Origin of the sequence: Novosphingobium sp. SG754, from assembly GCF_013149315.1 — a bacterium.
GTDB lineage: Bacteria > Pseudomonadota > Alphaproteobacteria > Sphingomonadales > Sphingomonadaceae > Novosphingobium > Novosphingobium capsulatum.
Genome location: NZ_JABGCC010000007.1, coordinates 27,490 through 46,373 on the forward strand (window position 1 = coordinate 27,490; position 18,884 = coordinate 46,373).

Annotated in this window: 16 protein-coding genes; 8 read left to right on the forward strand and 8 right to left on the reverse strand. The window is 68.4% G+C overall.

Going from position 1 to position 18,884, the window contains the following annotated elements:
* Positions 1 to 27: 27 nt before the first annotated feature.
* The 3 genes from nudC to FHW97_RS16785 all read right to left on the reverse strand — a co-directional run bounded on the left by nudC (position 28) and on the right by FHW97_RS16785 (position 3,461).
* The gene (nudC, locus tag FHW97_RS16775) at positions 28 to 957 is read right to left on the reverse strand and encodes an NAD(+) diphosphatase (RefSeq protein ID WP_171799308.1); all 930 of its coding nucleotides are present in this window, start codon (positions 955 to 957) and stop codon (positions 28 to 30) included.
* A complete protein-coding gene (locus FHW97_RS16780; RefSeq protein WP_171793602.1) occupies positions 954 to 2,267 on the reverse strand; it encodes a serine hydrolase in 1,314 nt (437 codons plus the stop codon). The genes nudC and FHW97_RS16780 overlap by 4 nt, the downstream gene beginning before the upstream one ends.
* Before the next feature lie 63 nt (positions 2,268 to 2,330).
* Positions 2,331 to 3,461: an A/G-specific adenine glycosylase gene (locus tag FHW97_RS16785; RefSeq protein WP_171799309.1), complete on the reverse strand. Its 1,131-nt coding sequence runs from the start codon at positions 3,459 to 3,461 to the stop codon at positions 2,331 to 2,333.
* 14 nt (positions 3,462 to 3,475) lie between these two features.
* On the opposite strand from FHW97_RS16785, the gene FHW97_RS16790 reads away from it, so the two are divergent.
* From FHW97_RS16790 to FHW97_RS16810, 5 genes are all read left to right on the forward strand, one after another.
* Positions 3,476 to 4,108, forward strand: coding sequence for a DUF721 domain-containing protein (locus tag FHW97_RS16790; RefSeq protein ID WP_171799310.1), 633 nt, complete (start codon positions 3,476 to 3,478; stop codon positions 4,106 to 4,108).
* Positions 4,105 to 4,860 (forward strand): thioredoxin domain-containing protein, encoded by a 756-nt coding sequence (locus FHW97_RS16795; RefSeq protein ID WP_370526622.1) that lies wholly within the window; start codon positions 4,105 to 4,107, stop codon positions 4,858 to 4,860. The genes FHW97_RS16790 and FHW97_RS16795 overlap by 4 nt, the downstream gene beginning before the upstream one ends.
* 47 nt (positions 4,861 to 4,907) lie before the next feature.
* The gene (locus FHW97_RS16800; protein ID WP_062785098.1) at positions 4,908 to 5,657 is read left to right on the forward strand and encodes a thioredoxin domain-containing protein; all 750 of its coding nucleotides are present in this window, start codon (positions 4,908 to 4,910) and stop codon (positions 5,655 to 5,657) included.
* 37 nt (positions 5,658 to 5,694) lie between these two features.
* Complete coding sequence (locus FHW97_RS16805; RefSeq protein ID WP_171799311.1) at positions 5,695 to 9,135, forward strand: chromosome segregation SMC family protein; 3,441 nt, start codon at positions 5,695 to 5,697, stop codon at positions 9,133 to 9,135.
* Between the two features lie 115 nt (positions 9,136 to 9,250).
* Entirely contained in the window at positions 9,251 to 10,117 is an 867-nt protein-coding gene (locus FHW97_RS16810; protein WP_253941848.1) for an MBL fold metallo-hydrolase, read from the forward strand.
* A 129-nt stretch (positions 10,118 to 10,246) separates the two neighbouring features.
* On the opposite strand, the gene ubiA is transcribed toward FHW97_RS16810, so the two are convergent.
* Positions 10,247 to 11,161 (reverse strand): 4-hydroxybenzoate octaprenyltransferase, encoded by a 915-nt coding sequence (gene ubiA / locus FHW97_RS16815; RefSeq protein WP_022675029.1) that lies wholly within the window; start codon positions 11,159 to 11,161, stop codon positions 10,247 to 10,249.
* 107 nt (positions 11,162 to 11,268) lie between these two features.
* Between ubiA and FHW97_RS16820 the strand changes: the two genes are divergently transcribed.
* The 3 genes from FHW97_RS16820 to FHW97_RS16830 all read left to right on the forward strand — a co-directional run bounded on the left by FHW97_RS16820 (position 11,269) and on the right by FHW97_RS16830 (position 13,814).
* The gene (locus FHW97_RS16820; RefSeq protein ID WP_171799364.1) at positions 11,269 to 12,021 is read left to right on the forward strand and encodes a 16S rRNA (uracil(1498)-N(3))-methyltransferase; all 753 of its coding nucleotides are present in this window, start codon (positions 11,269 to 11,271) and stop codon (positions 12,019 to 12,021) included.
* A 105-nt stretch (positions 12,022 to 12,126) separates the two neighbouring features.
* Positions 12,127 to 13,500, forward strand: coding sequence for a glutamate--cysteine ligase (locus tag FHW97_RS16825; RefSeq protein WP_107717106.1), 1,374 nt, complete (start codon positions 12,127 to 12,129; stop codon positions 13,498 to 13,500).
* Positions 13,501 to 13,514: 14 nt separating this feature from the next.
* Positions 13,515 to 13,814, forward strand: coding sequence for a putative quinol monooxygenase (locus FHW97_RS16830; protein WP_171799312.1), 300 nt, complete (start codon positions 13,515 to 13,517; stop codon positions 13,812 to 13,814).
* A gap of 59 nt (positions 13,815 to 13,873) precedes the next feature.
* On the opposite strand, the gene FHW97_RS16835 is transcribed toward FHW97_RS16830, so the two are convergent.
* The 4 genes from FHW97_RS16835 to FHW97_RS16850 form a co-directional block, all read right to left on the reverse strand.
* Positions 13,874 to 15,268, reverse strand: a complete 1,395-nt coding sequence (locus FHW97_RS16835) for an isoprenylcysteine carboxylmethyltransferase family protein (protein ID WP_171799313.1) — start codon at positions 15,266 to 15,268, stop codon at positions 13,874 to 13,876.
* Positions 15,269 to 15,313: 45 nt separating this feature from the next.
* Complete coding sequence (locus FHW97_RS16840) at positions 15,314 to 16,672, reverse strand: PQQ-binding-like beta-propeller repeat protein (protein ID WP_022675024.1); 1,359 nt, start codon at positions 16,670 to 16,672, stop codon at positions 15,314 to 15,316.
* Between the two features lie 123 nt (positions 16,673 to 16,795).
* Positions 16,796 to 17,548 carry a tetratricopeptide repeat protein gene (locus tag FHW97_RS16845; RefSeq protein WP_022675023.1) on the reverse strand — a complete coding sequence of 251 codons (753 nt, stop codon included), beginning with the start codon at positions 17,546 to 17,548 and terminating at the stop codon, positions 16,796 to 16,798.
* A gap of 169 nt (positions 17,549 to 17,717) precedes the next feature.
* Complete coding sequence (locus FHW97_RS16850) at positions 17,718 to 18,875, reverse strand: glycosyltransferase family 4 protein (RefSeq protein WP_253941849.1); 1,158 nt, start codon at positions 18,873 to 18,875, stop codon at positions 17,718 to 17,720.
* Positions 18,876 to 18,884 lie beyond the last annotated feature (9 nt).

Here is an 18,884-nt window from a genome sequence, read left to right on the forward strand (position 1 = left end):
CGCAACGCCGGTACAGCCAACGCCGGTTCAGCCCCTGTGCGCCATCCACCATTCCAGCAGGTGCCGCGCCACCGCCGTATGGGTCGGCGCCCCGAACGGCGCATCGGGCCGGCCCTCCAGCGCGGCGCTGACTTCTTCGCGGGTGAACCAGCGCGCGTCTTCCAACTCGTTCTGATCGATTGTGATGGTGGGATCATCGGCCAGGGCATGGCAGGCGATCATCAGCGACGAGGGATAGGGCCAGGGCTGGCTGGCGACATAGCGCACGTCGCGCACGCGCACGCCGGCTTCCTCCAGCACTTCGCGTGCCACGGCTTCTTCCACCGTTTCGCCCGGCTCGACAAAGCCGGCCAGCGCGGAATAGCGCCCGGCGGGAAAGCGCGGCTGGCGCCCGAGCAAGAGGCGTCCATCATGTTCGACCAGCATGATCGTGACCGGATCGACGCGCGGAAAGTGATCGGCGCCGCAGTCCGCATTGCTGCACGAGCGCTGCCACCCGCCCTTGGTCGCCTGCGTGGCATGGCCACAGCGCGCGCAAAAGCGGTGGCGCGCGTGCCAATCGACCAGGCTGCGCGCGCCGCCATAAATCGCCAGGTCGCGCGCCGGCATGGCATCGAGCAGGGCGCGCAGATTGGGCGCGGCCGGCGCCGTGCTGCCGCCAAGGCCAGGCGCGGCGGCGGCAAAGCAGCCCCGCCCCGCTTCATCCAACCCCAGGAACACCAGGTCCGCTCCATCCGGCGCGGATTGCAGCGGCGCCCAGGTCAGCCCGCCATCGGCCCCAAATTCCGGCGCCAGACCATCGAGCACCAGCAACTGCGCGTCGGGCGCGGCCTGCACCGCCGCCAGCCGCGCCGGATCGGTGCGCACCGCATCGGCCCGGTCCAGCGGATTGCCGGCATAGGCAATCGGCGGCAGCGCGCGGGCCAAGGTGCGGGGCAGCGTGTCGGTATGGGTCATGCGGCAACCTTGTGCTGGGCCAGCAGCCGCGCCCGCACATCGCTGCGCACGGCCTGGGGGAATGCAGTATCGAACGGATAGGCGGTGCTGGGCATGAACTGGGCAAAGAACCCGCCGCGCACGCCGCCCACCTTGCTGATGAAGCCGATCGTGCCAGCCGCGCCCGACCAGCCATAGGTGCCCGCCGAATCGCCAAGGCCAACGCGGCCGCCCGCGCCAAAGCCATGGCCGGCAATCCACGTACCTGCAGTGCTGGCGCCGGGCGGCAACAGGTTGCTGGTGCCCATGTCGACCGCCCGCTGGCTCATCACCCGCTTGCCGGCAAACACCCCGCCGCCCAGCAGCATGGCCAGGAACCGGTCATAATCGCGCGGCGAACTGATCAGGCCTGCGCCGCCAAACGGAAAGGCCGGCGGATCGAGATAGACCGAATTGGTCGCGCCATCGATCGGCAGCAGGCGGCCATCGGCCACGACATAGTTGGTGGTGAAGCGCGGCACATCGGCCGGGGCCAGCTGGAACGTGGTGCTGTCCATGCCCAGCGGATCGAAGAAACGCGCTTTCAGGAAGGCGCTGAACTCTTGCCCGGAAGCCAGTTCGATGATCCGGCCCATCAGATCGAGCGCCACCGAATAGGACCAGCGCGTGCCCGGCTGATAGACCAGGGGAAGGCGGGCGAGATTGTCGGCAAAGGCAGCCAGGCTGGGCGCGGTATGCACTTCGCCAAAGCCCGGCAGCGGCACGCGGGTGGCGCGATAGGGCATAATGCCGGCGGCGGCATAGGCATCGCGGATCGGGCCGGTCTGGATAATGGTATAGCCAAGCCCGGCCGTGTGCGTGAGCAGCTGGCGCACGGTGATCGGCGCGGTTGCCGGCACCACCTTGTCCACCGGGCCGGCCGGATCGACCAGCACGTTCATGCGGGCGTAGGCCGGCAGGAAATCGGCGATCGGCTGATCGAGGCCAAGTTTGCCTTCATCGATCAAGATCATCGCGGCCATGCCGGTGATCGGCTTGGTCATCGAATAGATGCGGAACAGGGCGTTTTCATCCAGCGGCCGGGCATCGCCGCGCGTGCCAGTGCCGCGCGCCACCACCTCGGGCGGGGCATCGCCCCAGCCCAGCGTGGCAACCGCGCCGGCCAGCTTGCCGCTGCTGACATAGTCATCGAGCAGGCCGGTAATGGCCGGCAGGCGCGGGTCTGTCGGCGCGGCATGGGCCCAGCGCTGCAACAGCAGCCCCCCGCCCAGCAGCCCTGCCCCGCCCAGCAGGCCACGACGGCTGAGCGCCGGGGTTTGCGGAAGTGTCATGCGATCGTGCATTGCAGCCAAACCTTTCCAAGACGCCTGTTCATCGTTGCGCCGACGGCGCTTTCACCCTTCGTGCGCACCGGCCAATGCCAGGCGTGCCGCCTTGGCAAAAACCGTTGGCAACCCGGCATTTTCCATATCGCTGCGGGGCCACCACTGCGCACCGGGAATGTCGGCGCCGGGGATATTAGCGGGAGAAAATCCTGCGCCTACCAGCAAATGCAGATCGAGATCGAAATGGGTAAAGGCATGGCGCACCACCCCGGCGGATTGCCAGGCTCCGGACACCGGCGGCTGGCCATGGCCATCGGCCCGCGCGCTCCAGCCATCGTCGGGCAGCGCGCGCATGCCGCCCAGCATGCCCTTGCCCGGCCGCGTCACCACCAGCACCTGCGCCTGGCCATCGGCATCGACCCGTTCGATCCAATAGGCATGCCCCTGGCGCTGCGGCTTGGCTTTCTTGGGCGCCTTGACCGGCAGCGCCTCGGCCCGGCCTTCCGCCTCTGCCCGGCAGGCGCCGCGCAGTGGGCAAAGCAGGCAGCGCGGCGCCTTGACCGTGCAGATGGTGGCGCCCAGGTCCATCATCGCCTGGGCGAAATCACCCGCGCGCGCCGTGGGCGTGATTGTGGCGGTGGCCGCGCGAATGGCAGGCCGCGCCGCAGGCAACGGCACATCGATGGCAAACAGCCGCGCCACCACCCGTTCGACATTGGCATCGACCACTACGGCATGCCGGCCAAACGCGATCGCCGCCACTGCCGCTGCGGTATAGGCGCCAAGGCCCGGCAGCGCGCGCAGGCCCTCCTCGGTATCGGGAAAAGCGCCCAGCGCGGAAACCGCGCGCGCGCAGGCCAGCAGATTGCGCGCGCGGGCATAATAGCCCAGCCCCGCCCAGGCCGCCATGACCGCCGCGTCGTCGGCGGCGGCCAGATCATGCACGGTGGGCCAGGTGCGGGTGAATTTCTCGAAATAGGGGCCGACCGCTGCCACGGTGGTCTGCTGCAGCATCACTTCCGACAACCACACGCGGTAGGGATCGGGGGCTGGCGTTCCCGGCCGGCTGCGCCAGGGCAGCACCCGCGCATGGGCATCGTACCAGGCCAGCAGGGCCGCGGCCACGCCATGGCTGGCCGGCACGCTTGCGGTTTCATCACGTTGGGCGGGGAAATCGTCAGGATGGCCACTGGCTTGCATGGCGCCGCTATGGCATGGCAGGCGCCATCATGGAAAGCGATCAGGCCAAACCCCGTCCTGCCCGAAAGGGTGCCGCCAAGCCGGCCAGCACGGCGGCAACCAAGGCCGCGCCCAAGGGCTTTGAGCGCAAGCGCGGCGGAGAGGCACGGCAGATTGCCGATCTGATGCCGGCGATTGGCCGCACCGCGTTTCGCCGCTTCGGTTTTGTGCAAAGCTCGGTCGTCACCCGCTGGCCCGAAATCGTCGGCACCGCCCATGCCCGCCATTGCATGCCCGAATCGATCCGCTTTGCCCCGGGCGAAAAGGCCGACGGCATCCTGCAACTGGTGGTGACGCCAGCCCATGCCCCGCTGATCCAGCACGTGGTGCCTGAGATCATCGAGCGGGTGAACCGCTTCTTCGGCTATCGCGCCGTGGCCAAGGTCAAGCTGCGTCAAGGCGTGGTTCAGGCGCCACGCCCGACAGGCCCTGCGCCATTGGCGCCGCCGGCCTTGAAACCGGTGCCGATGGACCTGGGCGACAGCCTGCGCGCCGTGGGAGACCCGGAACTGCGGGCCGTGCTGGAATCGCTCGCCCGCTCGCTGGGCGAAGCCAGCGCCAAACCAGAACCAAAGCCAAACTGGGACAACAGGGATATCCGCAAGTGACCATTCCGAACGTGACCACGACACTTCGTTCCACTGCCAGGGCCATGGCCCTTTCGCTTGCTGCCATGCTTGCCACGCTGGTGGCCAATCCCGCCCAGGCTGCTCCGCCGAAAAAGGCGCCTGCCGCGCCCGCCGGCCGCAACTGGAACCAGACCGTGGTGCGCACCGCGCGCGACAGTTTCCTGCTCGGCAATCCCAATGCCCCGGTCAAGCTGGTGGAATACATCAGCTATACCTGCCCGCACTGCGCCCATTTCACCCAGGAAGCCGATGCCCAGTTGCGCCTGGGCTTCATCGCCCCGGGCAAGGGTTCGATCGAGGTGCGCAATTTCGTGCGCGACCCGATCGACCTGACCGTGGCGCTGCTCACCCACTGCGTGCCGCCCGCGCAGTTCTGGCAGACGCACCTGATGTTCCTGACGCGCCAGGACGATTGGATCGGCCTGGAAATGACCGCCAGCCCGGCCCAGCGCCAGCGCTGGATCACCGGCCCGCTGGCCAGCCGCACCCGCGCCATCGCCAGCGATTTCAAGTTCTATGACATGATGGCCTCGCGCGGGGTCAGCCGTACCGCGGCCGATCGCTGCCTCGCTGACGAAGGCCTGGCCAACCGCCTGGCCGCCGGCACCAAGGACGCCGCCGAAAAGGACTATGTCGAAGGCACGCCGGCCTTCATGATCAACGGCTTGCCGCTGGCCGGCACGGCCAGCTGGGCCGCGCTCAAGCCGCAGCTTGAAGCGCGTATCAACTGATCGGCACGCCCCTCCCTTTACCGCCCCATGCAACGGGAAAACCTGTGATGAAATTTGCCACCACACGCCTTGCGCTTCTGGCCCTGCCGCTAACCCTGGGTCTTGCTGCCTGCGGCAAGAAGGACGATGCCGGCGGCCCGGCCGCCCAGTCTGCCGCTGCCCTGCCCACCGTGGCCCCGCCCGCCGGCAAGGCCTGGAGCGATGTGGTCAGCAAGAATGCCGATGGCGGCTATGTGATGGGCAATCCCGACGCGCCGATCAAGCTGATCGAGTTCGGCTCGCTCACCTGCCCGCACTGCGCCGAGTTCGAGGAAAAGGGCTTCCCCAAGCTGCGTGACACCTATGTCAACAGCGGCCGCGTCAGCCTGGAATTCCGCAATTTCGTGCGCGATCCGTTCGACACGACGATGGCCATGCTGACCCACTGCGGCTCGCCGGAAAGCTTCTTTGCGCTGACCCAGCAGGTCTATGCCAACCAGAAGGACATTTTTGCCAAGCTGCAGCCCGCCGCCAAGGAAATCCAGGCGATGAACCTGCCGCCCGCGCAAATGTTCGGCGTGATGGCCGACAAGGGCGGCCTGATCGATTTCTTCGGCGCGCGCGGCATTGCGCGCGATCAGGCAATGGCCTGCCTCGCCAATTCCAAGACCGCCGAAGCCCTGGCCAGCGACACCCAGACCGCCGGTGACAAGTACACTATCAGCGGCACGCCCACTTTCATCGTCAACGGCAAGAACGTGGACGTGGCCACCTGGGAACAGCTGGAGCCGATCCTGCAGCGCGCCGGCGCGCGCTGATCCCCGTTCCGGGGATGGGGCCAGGGGGGCCGGGGCGATGCATTTCCAGCGGTTGAAGCTTTCGGGCTTCAAGAGCTTTGTCGAACCGGCCGAACTGCGCATCGAACCGGGGCTGACCGGCGTGGTCGGCCCCAACGGCTGCGGCAAGTCGAACCTGCTGGAAGCGCTGCGCTGGGTCATGGGGGAGGCTTCGGCCAAGGCCATGCGCGGCGCGGGTATGGACGACGTGATCTTCGCCGGCAGCACCAGCCGCCCGGCCCGCGCCTTTGCCGAAGTGGCCCTGACCGCCCAGACCGACCCTGACGGCCAGTGGGGCGGCGAACTGGAAGTGGTGCGGCGGATCGAACGCGGCGCCGGTTCCGCCTATCGCGTCAACGGCCGCGACGTGCGCGCCAAGGACGTGGGGCTGATCTTTGCCGATGCCGCCACCGGCGCGCATAGCCCTGCACTGGTCAGCCAGGGGCGCATTGCCGCAGTCATCGCCGCCAAGCCGGCCGAGCGGCGGGTGATGCTGGAAGAAGCAGCGGGCATTGCCGGCCTGCACGTGCGCCGGCGCGATGCCGAACAAAAACTGCGCGCGACCGAGGCCAATCTGGCACGGCTGGAAGACCTCATGGCCGGGCTCGATGGCCAGATCGCCGCGCTGCGCCGCCAGGCCCGCGCGGCAGAGCGCTATCGCGCCGTATCCGACAAGATCCGCGTGGCCGAGGCGCGGCTGGTCTTTGCCCGCTGGCGCGATGCCGCCGCCGCTGCCCAGGCCGCGCGTGAGGCTGCCGCCCGGGCCGAGGCGGCCGTCGCCGGCGCCCAGGCCGCCACCGTCACCGCGCAAGGCGCGCAGCACAGCGCCGCCACGGCCCTCGCCCAAGCGCGCGAAGAGCTGTTCGATCGCCGCCAGGATGCCTCTGCCCACGGGCAGCGCATGGCCGCCCTTTCCGCACAGCTCGAGGCAGCTGAGCAGCGCGTGGCGGATATCGATCGGCAATTGCGCGCGATCGAGGAAGACCGCGCCCAGGCCGACCAGTTGACCGCGCAGGCGGCACAGGCCCTGGCCCGGCTGGAAAGCGACCTGGCCAGCGCCGAAGCCACCCTGCTGGCCGACGAAGCACGCCGCCCGCTGTTGGCCGGCGCGCTGGACGAGGCGGAACGCGCCGCCCGCGCCGCCGAACTGGCCCAGGCACAGGCCCAGGCGCAACAAGCCGGCGTCGAGGCCGAGTGGCGCGTGGCCCAGGCCGCGCTGGCGGCCACGCAAACCGCGCTGGCGCGGCTGGACAGCGAGGCCCAGCGCCTCGCCGGGCGCCGCGCGGCCCTGGCTGCCGAACCCGATCCCGCACTCGCCCTGGCCGAGGCGGAACGCCGACGGGAAGAGGCTGCGGCAACCCTGGCCGCCCAGCGCCTGCGCCGCGAGGAACTGGCCACCACGCGCGAGGCTTTGACTCAGGACCGCGACGGCGCTGCCAATGCCCTCGCCACCGCGCGCGCCGAACTCGCCGGTGTCGCGCGCGAGGCAGAAGCCCTGGCGCGCGACAAGGCGGCGCGGGCCAAGGCCGCCGCGGCGCGCGGGCGCGGGCCATCGGCGCTGTCGGGCTGCCGCGTGGCGCCCGGCTGGGAACGCGCGCTCGCTGCCGTGCTGGGCCGCGATGCCACCGCACCGCTCGGCCCGGCGCCAGAGGCTGGCGAGGGGCGGTTCTGGACCGGGGGGCCGCCGCCGCCGCCTCTGGCCGATGCCTTGCTGCACCACCTGCCCGCCTGCCCTGCGGAACTGGCGGCGCGGCTTGCCTTGGTCCGTGCCGTCGAAATCGACAGCGGCGAGGCGCTCAACCCAGGGGAATGGCTGGTCACCCGCGCCGGCCACTTGCGCCGCTGGGACGGCTTTGTTGCGCGCGGCGAAGGCGCGGCCGAGGCCGCCGCCCTGGAAGCCGACAACCGCCTGGCCGACCTGGAAGCGCGCCGTCCCATGCTCGACGCAGCGGTAACGGCCGCGCAGGCCGCCCATGATGCGGCGCGCGATGGCCTGGCCCAGGCCCAGGCGGAATGGAGCGGGGTGGAACGCTTGATCGGCCAGGCGGCCGAGGCCGAACGCAGCGCCCTGCGCGCGGTGGATCAGGCCGAAGCGGCACGTGCCCAGCAGGATGCCCGCGCCGCTGACCTCGCCCGGCAAGAAGCGGCCCTCGCCGAACAGATCACGGCAGCCCAGGCCGAGGCAGAGAGCGCCCAAGCCCGCCATGCCGCGTTACCCGATCCGGCGGAAGGCCGCGCCGCCGTTGCCACGGCGCAGGCCCAGCACCAGACAGCACGCACCGCCCTGCAACAGGCCATGGCAGCCCATGCCGCCCTGGAACAGGCCTTGGCCGTCGGCCGCGAGCGGTTGGGCGGCATGAAGGCCGACATGCGCAACTGGCAGGCCCGCGCCGGCGACGCGGCCAAGCGCTTGGCGCAAATGGCGACACGCGCCCAGGACCTGGCCGCCGAACGCGCGATCAGTGCCGCCAAGCCGGCCGGCCTCATCGCCGAAATCGAACAGGGCGAAGCGATCCGCAACCGCCTCTCCACCGATCTCGCCCAGGCCGAAGCCGCGCTGGCCCAGGCCGAGACCGCCGGCAAGGCCGCCGATACGGCCCTCGCCCAGGCCACCGAAGCCCTGGCCACCGCGCGTGAGGCGCGCGCCACGGCCAGCGCCCAGGCCAGCCACGAAGACCAGCGCCGCCAGGAAATGGCCAGCATTTCCGGCGAGCGCTTTCAATGCCCGCCGCCCCTGCTGCCCGAACGCTTTGCCTTTGCCGGGGCCGAGGTGGGCGATGCCGCCAGCGAAAGCACCACGCACGAGCGGCTGCTGGCCGAGCGGGAGCGGATCGGCCCGGTCAACCTGGTGGCGGCAGACGAACTCGCCCAGGCCGAGGCGCGCCAGGCCGAAAGCCTGGCCGAACAGGCCGAACTGGCCGAAGCGGTCAACCGCCTGCGCGGCTCGATCGGCAACCTCAACCGTGAGGGGCGCGAGCGCCTGCGCGCCGCGTTCGAGGCGGTGGACGGGCATTTCCGCCGCCTGTTCACCCGCCTGTTCGGCGGCGGCGAAGCCCATCTCGCGCTGGTCGACAGCGACGACCCTCTGGAAGCAGGCCTGGAAATCATGGCCCAGCCGCCAGGCAAGCGGCTGCAATCGCTGACGCTGCTGTCGGGTGGCGAACAGGCCTTGACGGCAGTGGCGCTGATCTTTGGCCTGTTCCTCACCAATCCCGCGCCGATCTGCGTGCTCGACGAAGTGGACGCGCCGCTCGACGATGCCAATATCGAACGCTTCTGCGACCTGCTCGACGCCATGGTGGCCGAAACGCAGACCCGCTATCTCATCGTCACGCACAACGCCGTGACGATGAGCCGCATGCACCGCCTGTTCGGCGTGACCATGGTGGAGCGCGGCGTCTCGCGCCTGGTCAGCGTGGACCTGGGCGGAGCCGAAGAACTGCTGGCATCGGCCGTTTAGGCGCGCAGGATCAAAAACGCGGGCGCGCGCCGTCATGGTCGCGCGCGCCCGCGCGTGCCATTCGGGCAGGATGACTGGTCGACACCGCTTTCGCCTCGCCCTTCCCCTTGCCCTCATGGCCGGATCGCCGCTGCTGATCGGCGCGGCCCCGGCGTTCGATCCCCCGCCCTTCGCGCACTGGATCGATGGCACCACGGCCAGCGAGCCGGAGATGCAGGTGCAACAGGTTGACGCAGATACCTTCGTCATCCGCCAGTCGGTGAAGACCAATTTCGAGGCGCCGTTCCTCTATCTGCTGTTCGGACGCAAGGGCGCGCTGCTGGTCGATACCGGCGCTGGCGGCCTCATGGTGCGGCCCACAGTGGAACGCGTGATCGCGCAGTGGCGCCAGGCCCATGGCAACCGCCCGCTGCACCTGACAGTGGCCCATTCGCACAGCCACGGCGACCATCATGCCGGCGACAGCGAATTTGCTGATCGGCCGGATACCACCGTGGTAGGCCTTGCCCCAGCCGATGTCGCCCGCGCGTTTCACGTGGCCGACTGGCCCAACGGCCTGGGCACGCTGGACCTTGGCGGCCGCGTGCTGCGCGCCATCCCGACGCCAGGTCATCAAAGCGCCCACGTCATGATCTACGACCCGCAAACCTGCCTGCTCTTGTCGGGTGACATGCTCTATCCCGGCCGTCTCTACGTGCCGAGCAACCACTTCGCCGAATTCCGCGCCAGCGCCCATCGCCTGGCCGCCTTTGCCCAGACACACCCGATCCGCGCCTTGCTCGGCACCCATATCGAGATGACCACCACGCCGGGCCAGGACTATCCGATGGAAGCGCCCACGCACCCGACCGAACACGGCCTGGCGCTGCCGCCCGCCGCGATTGCCGACCTGGTTCAGACCGTGGATGCCATGGGCGACACGCCCGTGAAGGCTGTGCGGCCGGACTTCATCGTTTATCCGGTCGAACCACGGCCGAACTGATTGGGCGCGCGCTGTAACATGCCCTCCCCAACCCCTCCCGCACGCGGGAGGGGCTTTTTGGCGCCAAGCTCCCCTCCCGCCTGCGGGAGGGGCTGGGGGAGGGCATGTTCGCCAAGCCTCTCAGTCCGCCTACCCCGCGCTCCCCACCACCAGGCATGCCAGCGCCATCAGGAAACCCGCCGTGCGGTTTGAACGGAACCGTGCCAGGGCGTTGTCGCCATCGTCCACATCCAGGCTCAGCGCCTGCCACGCCAGGTGCAGCGCCACCGGCAGCAGCGCGAGCAGCGCGAGGGGATCGGGATGGATCAGCCAGAACGCCAGCGCCCATAGCGCCACGGCAGCGGCGTAGAATGCAGTCACGCCGGGCCGCACCTTGCTGCCCAGCGCGCGGGCGCTGGAACGGATGCCGACCATGGCGTCATCCTCGCGGTCTTGCAGGGCATAGATCGTGTCATAGCCGATGCACCAGCACATCGCCCCGGCATAGAGCGCGGCGAGTGCGCCGAGGTCGCCATCGTGCACCGCCACCCAGCCGGTCGGCGCGCCCCAAGTGAAGACGAGGCCGAGCCAGGCTTGTGGCCACCAGGTGATGCGCTTCATGAACGGGTAGGCGGCGACCAGCGCCAGACTGCCCAGCGCGACGATCTGCGCCTGCCAGCGCAACTGGAGCAGCACGACCAGCCCCACCGCAGCGAGCACCACGAGCCAGGCCCAGGCCGCCTTCTTGCGCACGCGACCACTGGCCACCGGGCGCTGCGCCGTGCGGGCGACCCGCGCATCGAGATCAGCGTCGACGATATCGTTATAGACGCACCCCGCCCCGCGCATGGCGATGGAGCCGAGCAGCATCCACGCCACCAAGTGCCACTGCCGCGCGCCGCCGGCCAGGAACACGCCCCAGGCGCAGGGCCAGAACAGCAGCCACCAGCCGATCGGCCGGTCCAGCCGGGCCAGCAGCGCATAATCGCGCAAGGGCTGCGGCAGGCGGGCCACCAGCCCGCGATGTTCGCTGTCAGGGACGATCTGATCGGTTGCCGTGGTCATGCTGCCATGCTCCTGCGCCGGTTTGGTCGGGCCCGCAAGGGGACAGATCGCCCGCGTGTTGCCGCCGCGCGCGGCGCTGCCTATGAACGCTGCCCATGACCGATCATCTGCCCGCCACCCCCGCCTGGCCGCCCCGCTCTGCCCCGCGCCTGTTCGTGGAACAACGGCTGGAAGACGGCGCCAGCCTGGCGATCGAGGGCGCGCAGGCACACTATCTGGGCAAGGTGATGCGCGCTGGGCCGGGCGACGCGGTGATCCTGTGCGACAACCAGACCGGCGAATGGGTGGCCCGCGTGGCACACGCCGGCAAGCGTGACATGATGCTGACGCTCGAGCGGCAGTTGCGCCCACTGGAGGCGGTGCCCGACCTGTGGCTGTGCCCGGCCTTGCTCAAGAAGCAGGCGTTCGACTGGGTGCTGGAAAAGGCCACCGAACTGGGCGCTGGCCAGATCCGCCCGGTAATCACGCGGCGCTGCGTGGCCGACAAGCTCAATGCCGAGCGCGCCGCGACGATCGTGACCGAGGCGGCCGAGCAATGCGCGCGCACTGCCCTGCCCGCGCTGTTCGATCCGGTGAAGCTCGACGCAATGCTGCGCGACTGGCCAACCGGGCGCGCGCTGTTCTTTGCCGATGAGCAGGGCGGCGCGCCCGCTGCCGCTGCCTTTGCCGCGCACAAGGGCCCAGCGGCACTGCTGATTGGGCCCGAGGGCGGCTTTGACGAAGCGGAGCGCGCCGCGATCCGCGCTCATCCTGCCGCCCACGCCATTACCCTGGGGCCGCGCATCCTGCGGGGCGAAACGGCAGCCGTGGCGGGCCTGGGATTGTGGATGGGGGTTGCGGGGGACTGGGCTGCCGCGTGAGGGTTTGCGCCGCGCCCACACCCCTGGGATTATTGCCGCCCTGCAATCGTTCATCCCACGTTTATCGCTGGCGCAAAGTCCGTTTGGCCACTAACGGATGCGGGCATGAGCACGAGACAGGTTTCAGATAGCAACGATCCTCTCATCGAGAGCCGGGACCAGCTTGTCGCCCCCATGCAGAAGGGCGAAAAGCCGCGCGAGGCATGGCGAATCGGCACCGAGCACGAGAAATTCGTCTATCGCACGGCCGATCATGCCGCCCCGTCCTATGACGAGCCAGGTGGCATCCGCGATCTGCTGATGGCGCTGACCGAATTCGGCTGGGAGCCGGTGATGGAAGGCGGCAAGGTCATTGCCATGTCCGGCCCGGATGGCGCGGTCAGCCTGGAGCCGGCCGGCCAGCTCGAACTGTCGGGCGCGCCGCTGGAAAGCCTGCACGAAACCTGCGCGGAAACCGGGCGCCATCTTGCCCAGGTCAAGACCATCGGCGATCGCTTTGGCCTCGCTTACCTCGGCCTTGGCCTGTGGCCCGACAAGGCGCGCGGCGATCTGCCGATCATGCCCAAGGGCCGCTATGAGATCATGCTGCGCCATATGCCCCGCGTGGGCACGATGGGGCTGGACATGATGCTGCGCACCTGCACGATCCAGACCAACCTGGACTATGCCAGCGAAGCCGACATGGCGCAGAAGTTCCGCGTCAGCCTGGCGTTGCAGCCGCTGGCCACCGCTCTGTTTGCCAATTCACCGTTCCTGGAAGGCAAGCCCAACGGCTTCCTGTCCTATCGCAGCCACATCTGGTCAGACACCGATCCCGCGCGCACGGGCATGCTGCCCTTCGTGTTCGAAGACGGCTTTGGCTATGAACGCTATGTCGACTACATGCTCGACGTGCCGATGTATTTCGTGTTCCGCGATGGCAAATACATCGATGCCGCCGGCCAGTCGTTCCGCGATTTCCTTGATGGCAAGCTGCCCGCGCTGCCCGGCGAAAAGCCGCGAAAGAGCGACTGGATCGACCATCTTTCCACCGCCTTCCCCGAAGTGCGGCTGAAATCGTTCCTGGAAATGCGCGGCGCCGATGGCGGCCCGTGGAACCGGATCTGCGCCCTGCCCGCGTTCTGGGTGGGCCTGCTCTATGATCAGGGCGCGCTTGATGCGGCGTGGGATCTGGTCAAGGACTGGGACATGGAAGGGCGCGAGATCCTGCGCGCCAGCGTGCCCAAGCTGGGCCTCGATGCGCCGCTGCCCGGTGGCGGCACCCTGCGCGACATCGCCGGCCGCGTGCTCGACATTGCGCGCTCGGGCCTGGCCGCGCGCGGGCGCCTCAACGCAGCCGGAGACAACGAAACCGGCTATCTCCTGCCGCTGGACGAGATCGTCGCCTCGGGCAAGACCCCGGCCGAGCGCTTGCTCGATCTGTACCACGGCGCTTGGGGCGGTGACCTGTCCAAGGTCTATGCCGCCAAGAGCTTTTGAGAGGATAGCACCCCATGATCCTGGTAATGGGCACGTTTCGCCTGCCGACCGCCGCCTTCGCTGCCGCCGCGCCAATGATGCGCGCGGTGATCGAGGCCACCCGCGCCGAAGACGGGTGCCTGGCCTATGCCTATTCGCACGATGCGCTTGATCCCGAAGTGATCCACGTCAGCGAAAAGTGGCGCGACCGCGCCGCGCTCGACGCCCATTTCCAGACCGCGCACATGGCCACCTGGGCACAGCAGCGCGCCGGCCTGGGCCTGACCGAGCGCAACATCCGCGTGTTCGAAAGCGATGAAGGCGTGGCGGTTTGAGCGCTCAGCGCTAGGGTTCCCACCACCCCCAACCCCCTCCTCTGAAGAGGAGGGGGATTTTAAATTAATGCTTTATCCTCCTCATCCTCTTTAGAGGAGGGGGTCGGGGGGTAGTGGACACCCGCGCCCGACCGACCAAAAACCATCCGCACCAACCGTCCCAGACGCCGCGTGATCAGCCCATGTTGGGTCATCCAGGCATGGTATTCGCGATACTTGGCGTCTTCGCCCAGCAGGTGCTTTTCCTCGGTCTTGGCGCGCCAGAAATAGACCGCGCTGACCAGCGCGAGGGTGACCGTGTTGCGCACGGCATCAACCTTGGAATGCGTGGTGGCGAGGAACGGCATCGTCACCAGCCACCAGAACAGGTTCTTCGACAGATAGGCGGGATGCCGGGTAAAGGCATAGGGGCCGTTGGTCAGCACGCCGCGATACGTAAGGTTGGAAAAGCGCAAGCCGAAGGCAATCGTGGCCCAGGCATAGATCGCCGTCAGCACCACCTGCGCCAGGCCCCAGGCCCACAGCAGCGCCGGATGGCCATCGAACCAATAGGCCCATTCGGCAGTGTTCTGGTGATAGTCCAGCACGCCGCCGCCGCCCATCAGCACGAAGGGCGGATAGCACATCAGCGCCGCCACCCAGCCCGCCAGATAGGGATTGGCCGTGCGGATATGCGCATCGAGCGGCTTCATCGTCAGCAGATAGCCGACCATGGCGATCTGCACGTCGATCATGAACATCGCCTCGATCGCGGTGTTCGACCAGCGTACCGGATCGGCCCACAGCCCGGTCCAGTCCGCCTCGACCACGGCGGCAAAACCACCGGGCAGGATCGAGATCATGAAGGCGCAGAAAAAGCCTTTCACCGTCCAGGCGCGCAAGTGGTGCCACACCTGGTCCACGTCATAGGCTTCGCGCCCGATCAGCATGGCACCGAAATGCCAGGCCCCGTCGCGCGGGTTGACCAGCACGCGATCGAGCCACAGCACATAGGGAATGGCGCCCAGGAACAGGAACGGCGCGGCCTGTTCCAAAAGGTCCATGGCGAACAGATACTGCCCGCGCCAATACCAGCGCCCCAGGCAATAGACGAAGGCGATCAGCGCCCAGGTGGCCCAGAGCCCGGCCAGCTTGGTGATCGAGATATCGAGCACGCTGCGCAACGGGCGCGGCGCCGTCCAGTCGATGCCGGTGGAGGGCCGGCGATGAACCTTGTCGACCAGCAGCGACCAGGCCACCATCGGCGTGCCGGAAAACAAGAGGGCAAGCACCGCCGCGCTCGATCCGGCCAGCCGCGCGTGCGGCCCTGGCAAGCCCAGCGCATCGACGATCTGCGGCCAGGCGCGGCACACCGCCACCCATGCCAGCAGGCCAGCGAGGCCCACCAAGCCTACCCAGACGGACACATCGCTGGCAGGGCGGGGCGAAACGGCGTGGGCGGGCGACTTGGTCATACCCGCCCGCTTATACGCGCAGAAGTGGAAATTCGGTGAAGAAGGTTAACGCCAGGCGGTGATTTCGCCGCTGTCATCCAGCACGATCAGGGTCTTGTCAGCCACGATCGGCGGCAGGGTAACGGGCGCTGCCACCTTGGTCACGCGGGCCAGCGTGCCATCACCCACGGTGATGGTGGAAATCTCGCCACGCGAATTGGCCACCCACAGCTTGTTGCCTGCCAAGACCGGCCCGGTCCAGAAGATCGGGCTCTCCTTCTTCTTGGGCTTGAGATAGCGGGGCAGCTGGCTCATCCAGCGGACCTTGCCGGTGGACTTGGCGATGCACAGCAGCTTGTCTTCGTCGGTCAGGGTAAAGATCCACTCCCCAGCCACTGCCGGGGTGGAAATGCCCGCGAGGTTGAGTTCCCAGATACGCTGGCCGGTGACCAGTTCATAGGCGGCCATGCGGCCGCCCTGGCCCAGGGCATAGACCCGGCCACGTTCGATGATCGGATCAGCATCGATATCGGTCAGCGTCGAAACGCTCGTGGCGATCGAGGTACGCGCCAGCGCATCGGACCACAGCTGCCGCCCGTTTTCATAGCGATAGGCCACGAGTTCGCCCGAGCTGTAGCCGGCGATCACCGTGCCTTGGCCAGCGGCGGGAGCCGCCACGCCGAACACGCCGCTTTGCGTGACCGAGGCGGACTGATTCCACAGATTGGTGCCATCGGCAGTGTTGAGCGCAAAGATCTGGTTGTCCTGCGTCATCACATAGACCGCGCCGAACGCCACGGTGGGCGCGCCGCGCAGCGGGCCGGCAGGCTTTACGCGCCACTTGATCTTGCCATCGGCCGCATCGAGCGCGGCCACTTCGCCAAGGCCGGTGGTGATGTAGACGTTGCCCGAATCAAAGCTGACGCCGCCGCCAAAGATCGAATCGTTCTTTTCGGGCAGACGGAAGCCCTGCTTCCACTTTTCGTGGCCGTTGTTTTCATCGAGCGCGCGCACCACGCCTTCGGTGTCCATCACGAAGACAGTGCCATTGCCCACCACCGGCGATGCGGCCAGGCGCTGCTTGGGCGAAGACCCGGAAATGCGCGTGGACCACAGCTTTTGCGGGGCATCGGCAAGCGCGAGATGGCCCGAAGACTTGCTGGCAGTGCCGCCGCCCTGGGCCCATTCGGTGTTGACCACGGGCGCGGGCACGACCACGTCCATGCTGGCAAGCGTGGGATCGACCTTGGTGCCGGCCTCGATCCGCGACAGCACGGGAATGCGTTCGCCCACGGTGGGCGTGGCCTTGACCTTGCCCTTGTGCCCGGCGCAACCGCCCAGAACCAGCGCCAGGCCGAGCACCGCCGCGGGGGCCAGCGCCGCAATCCGGCGGCGATCGGTGCCGGCGCCTGGCTGGCGGGCCATGTGGCCCTGGCTGGGAATGCGGATCATGCCTGTCTTCCTTGTCCTGTCATGCCCCGGCGGCCCGATGCGGGGCGGCGGCGCGCAATGCATGCAAACCCGATCGATCGGGAAACCGTGGCAGCCTTACTGGGCCTGCCCGATAACTGCCGAAACATCGTCAACCGCGTCGACACCCAGGCTGCCGGCAACCTGGCGCGCGCGGCGCTTGATCGTGTCGGGCACGTCCTTATCCTTGGCGATGGCGGCAAACAGCGGCCCGGCCAGATCGTTGTGCCCCTGCTTGAGATAGGCCAGGCCAACCAGTTCGCCGGCGCTGCCAAACCACGGGTTGCCCGGCACGGCCAGCGGCTTGAGGCGGTCGATCACCTGCTGCGGAGGCAGCTTGTCAAACGTGATGGCCACTTCACGCACCGTGGCGGCATCGCGATAGGCCTGCGGCGCATTGCTGTCGGCGGCAACGGCGGCAAAGCCCTTGGCGGCCTGATCGGCCTTGCCATCGTCCTGCGCCTTGCCAGCCAGCAGCAGCTGCGCGGCGGCGCGGTTGCCCGGGGTGCCGTCCTTGGCCAGCGGATCGAGCAGGGCTTGCGCGGCCTTGTCGTTCTTGGCTTCGAAATTGTCGAGTGCCTGGGTCAGTTGTTCACCCTGCTGGCCGCGCAGCGTATCCTGGTGATTGCTGTACCACAGCCAGCCACCCAGCCCGGCCAGGCCCAGCACCACGGCCGCGCCAACCGGCTTGCCCCACTTGCGCAGCGCATAAAGCGCCTCGTCCTGGCGCAGGGCATCGTCCACTTCGCGGGCGAAGACATTGCCTTCGGCGGCGCGCGCAACGGCACGCGGATCGGACGGGTTTTGCGGACGGTTCGGTCTAAGGGCCAAGGCTAAGCTTTCGGCGATTGAGAGCAAGGGATGGGCAAGAATTGCACGGAATGGGCGCGGTGTTTAGCGGATGGAGCCACCTTTTCAACGCCTATGATGCTGGCTGTCCCCCGCTGAACCGATGGTTAAGCGGCCAACCGCCTGCAACATCGCGACAACGAACGATGCTTCACGGGAATTGGGTCAGTCCCAGCGCATCGGCATAGACGCGGGCATAGTGGCCGGCCATCACGCTTTCATCATACTCGCGCGTGGCCAGAACGCGGTTGGCCGCCCCGGCGCGGCGGCGGGCCAGTTCGTCCGTCGCCAGGTCCAGCATGGCCTGGGCCAGCGCCGCTTCATCACCGACCGGCGCGATGAACCGCGCGTTGTCAGCGGCAACGATCTCGGCCACGTCGCCCACGGCCGGGCTCGCCACGGCGAGGCCTGCGGCCATCGCCTCAACCACAGAAAGCGGGAACTGTTCGCTATCGCTCGACAGCGCAAAGAAATCGAACAGCCCCACTGCCAGCGCCGGATCGGGAACATGGCCGGGCAGATGCACGCGGTGGCCGATGTTGAGATCCATCGCCTGGGTCAGGATCGCCTCGCGCTCTGGCCCTTCGCCCAGGATCACCAGGTGCCATTCTTCGGGCAGCGCGCGAAAGGCGCGCACCAAGCGGGGCAGGTTCTTGACCGGACGCAGGCCGGCCAGCGTGCCCACCCACTTTTCCCCCGGCCGCTTGATCACGCGCGGCAGGGCGTCGGGGCGCGCCTTGCGGGCATAGGCGGTGGTATCGATCCCGTTGGCAATGCGGTGGACCTTGCCGGCCGGCTGGTGCCAGGCATCGCGCGCCACGGCCTCCAACCGGCGCGAGGGCACCACCAGTGCGCTGGCCCGGGCCAGGGCCACGCGCCGGAACCAGTTGCGCCGGGGATTGAGCCGCTCTGCCTCGTCGGCATTGAAGCCGTCTTCATGGTGGACCAGCGGCGCCAGGCCATAGAGTGGGGCGAACAGCGCATGGGCCATGACCGCATCCATCGCCCCCCAGTTGTAGGTGCAGATCAGGTCAAACCCCTGCATGCCGCGTGCCAGGGTCTGGAGGCGACGCACGCCGAGCTTGCCCGCCAGCGGGGGAAAACCCAGCGGAAAATGCACCGAAAGCCCGCGTGCCAAAAGGCTGCGCGCGCCCAGCGCGCCAGGCTGCGCCGAGACGACCGAATGATCGAGCGCATTGCCGAAGCGGTTCATCAGCGCCACGCTGCGGCGTTCCTTGCCCCCGGCATCGAACGTGGAATGCAGGTGCAGCACATGCAGGCGGCGGGCCGGGCCGGCTTGGCGATCCATGGTCAAGGT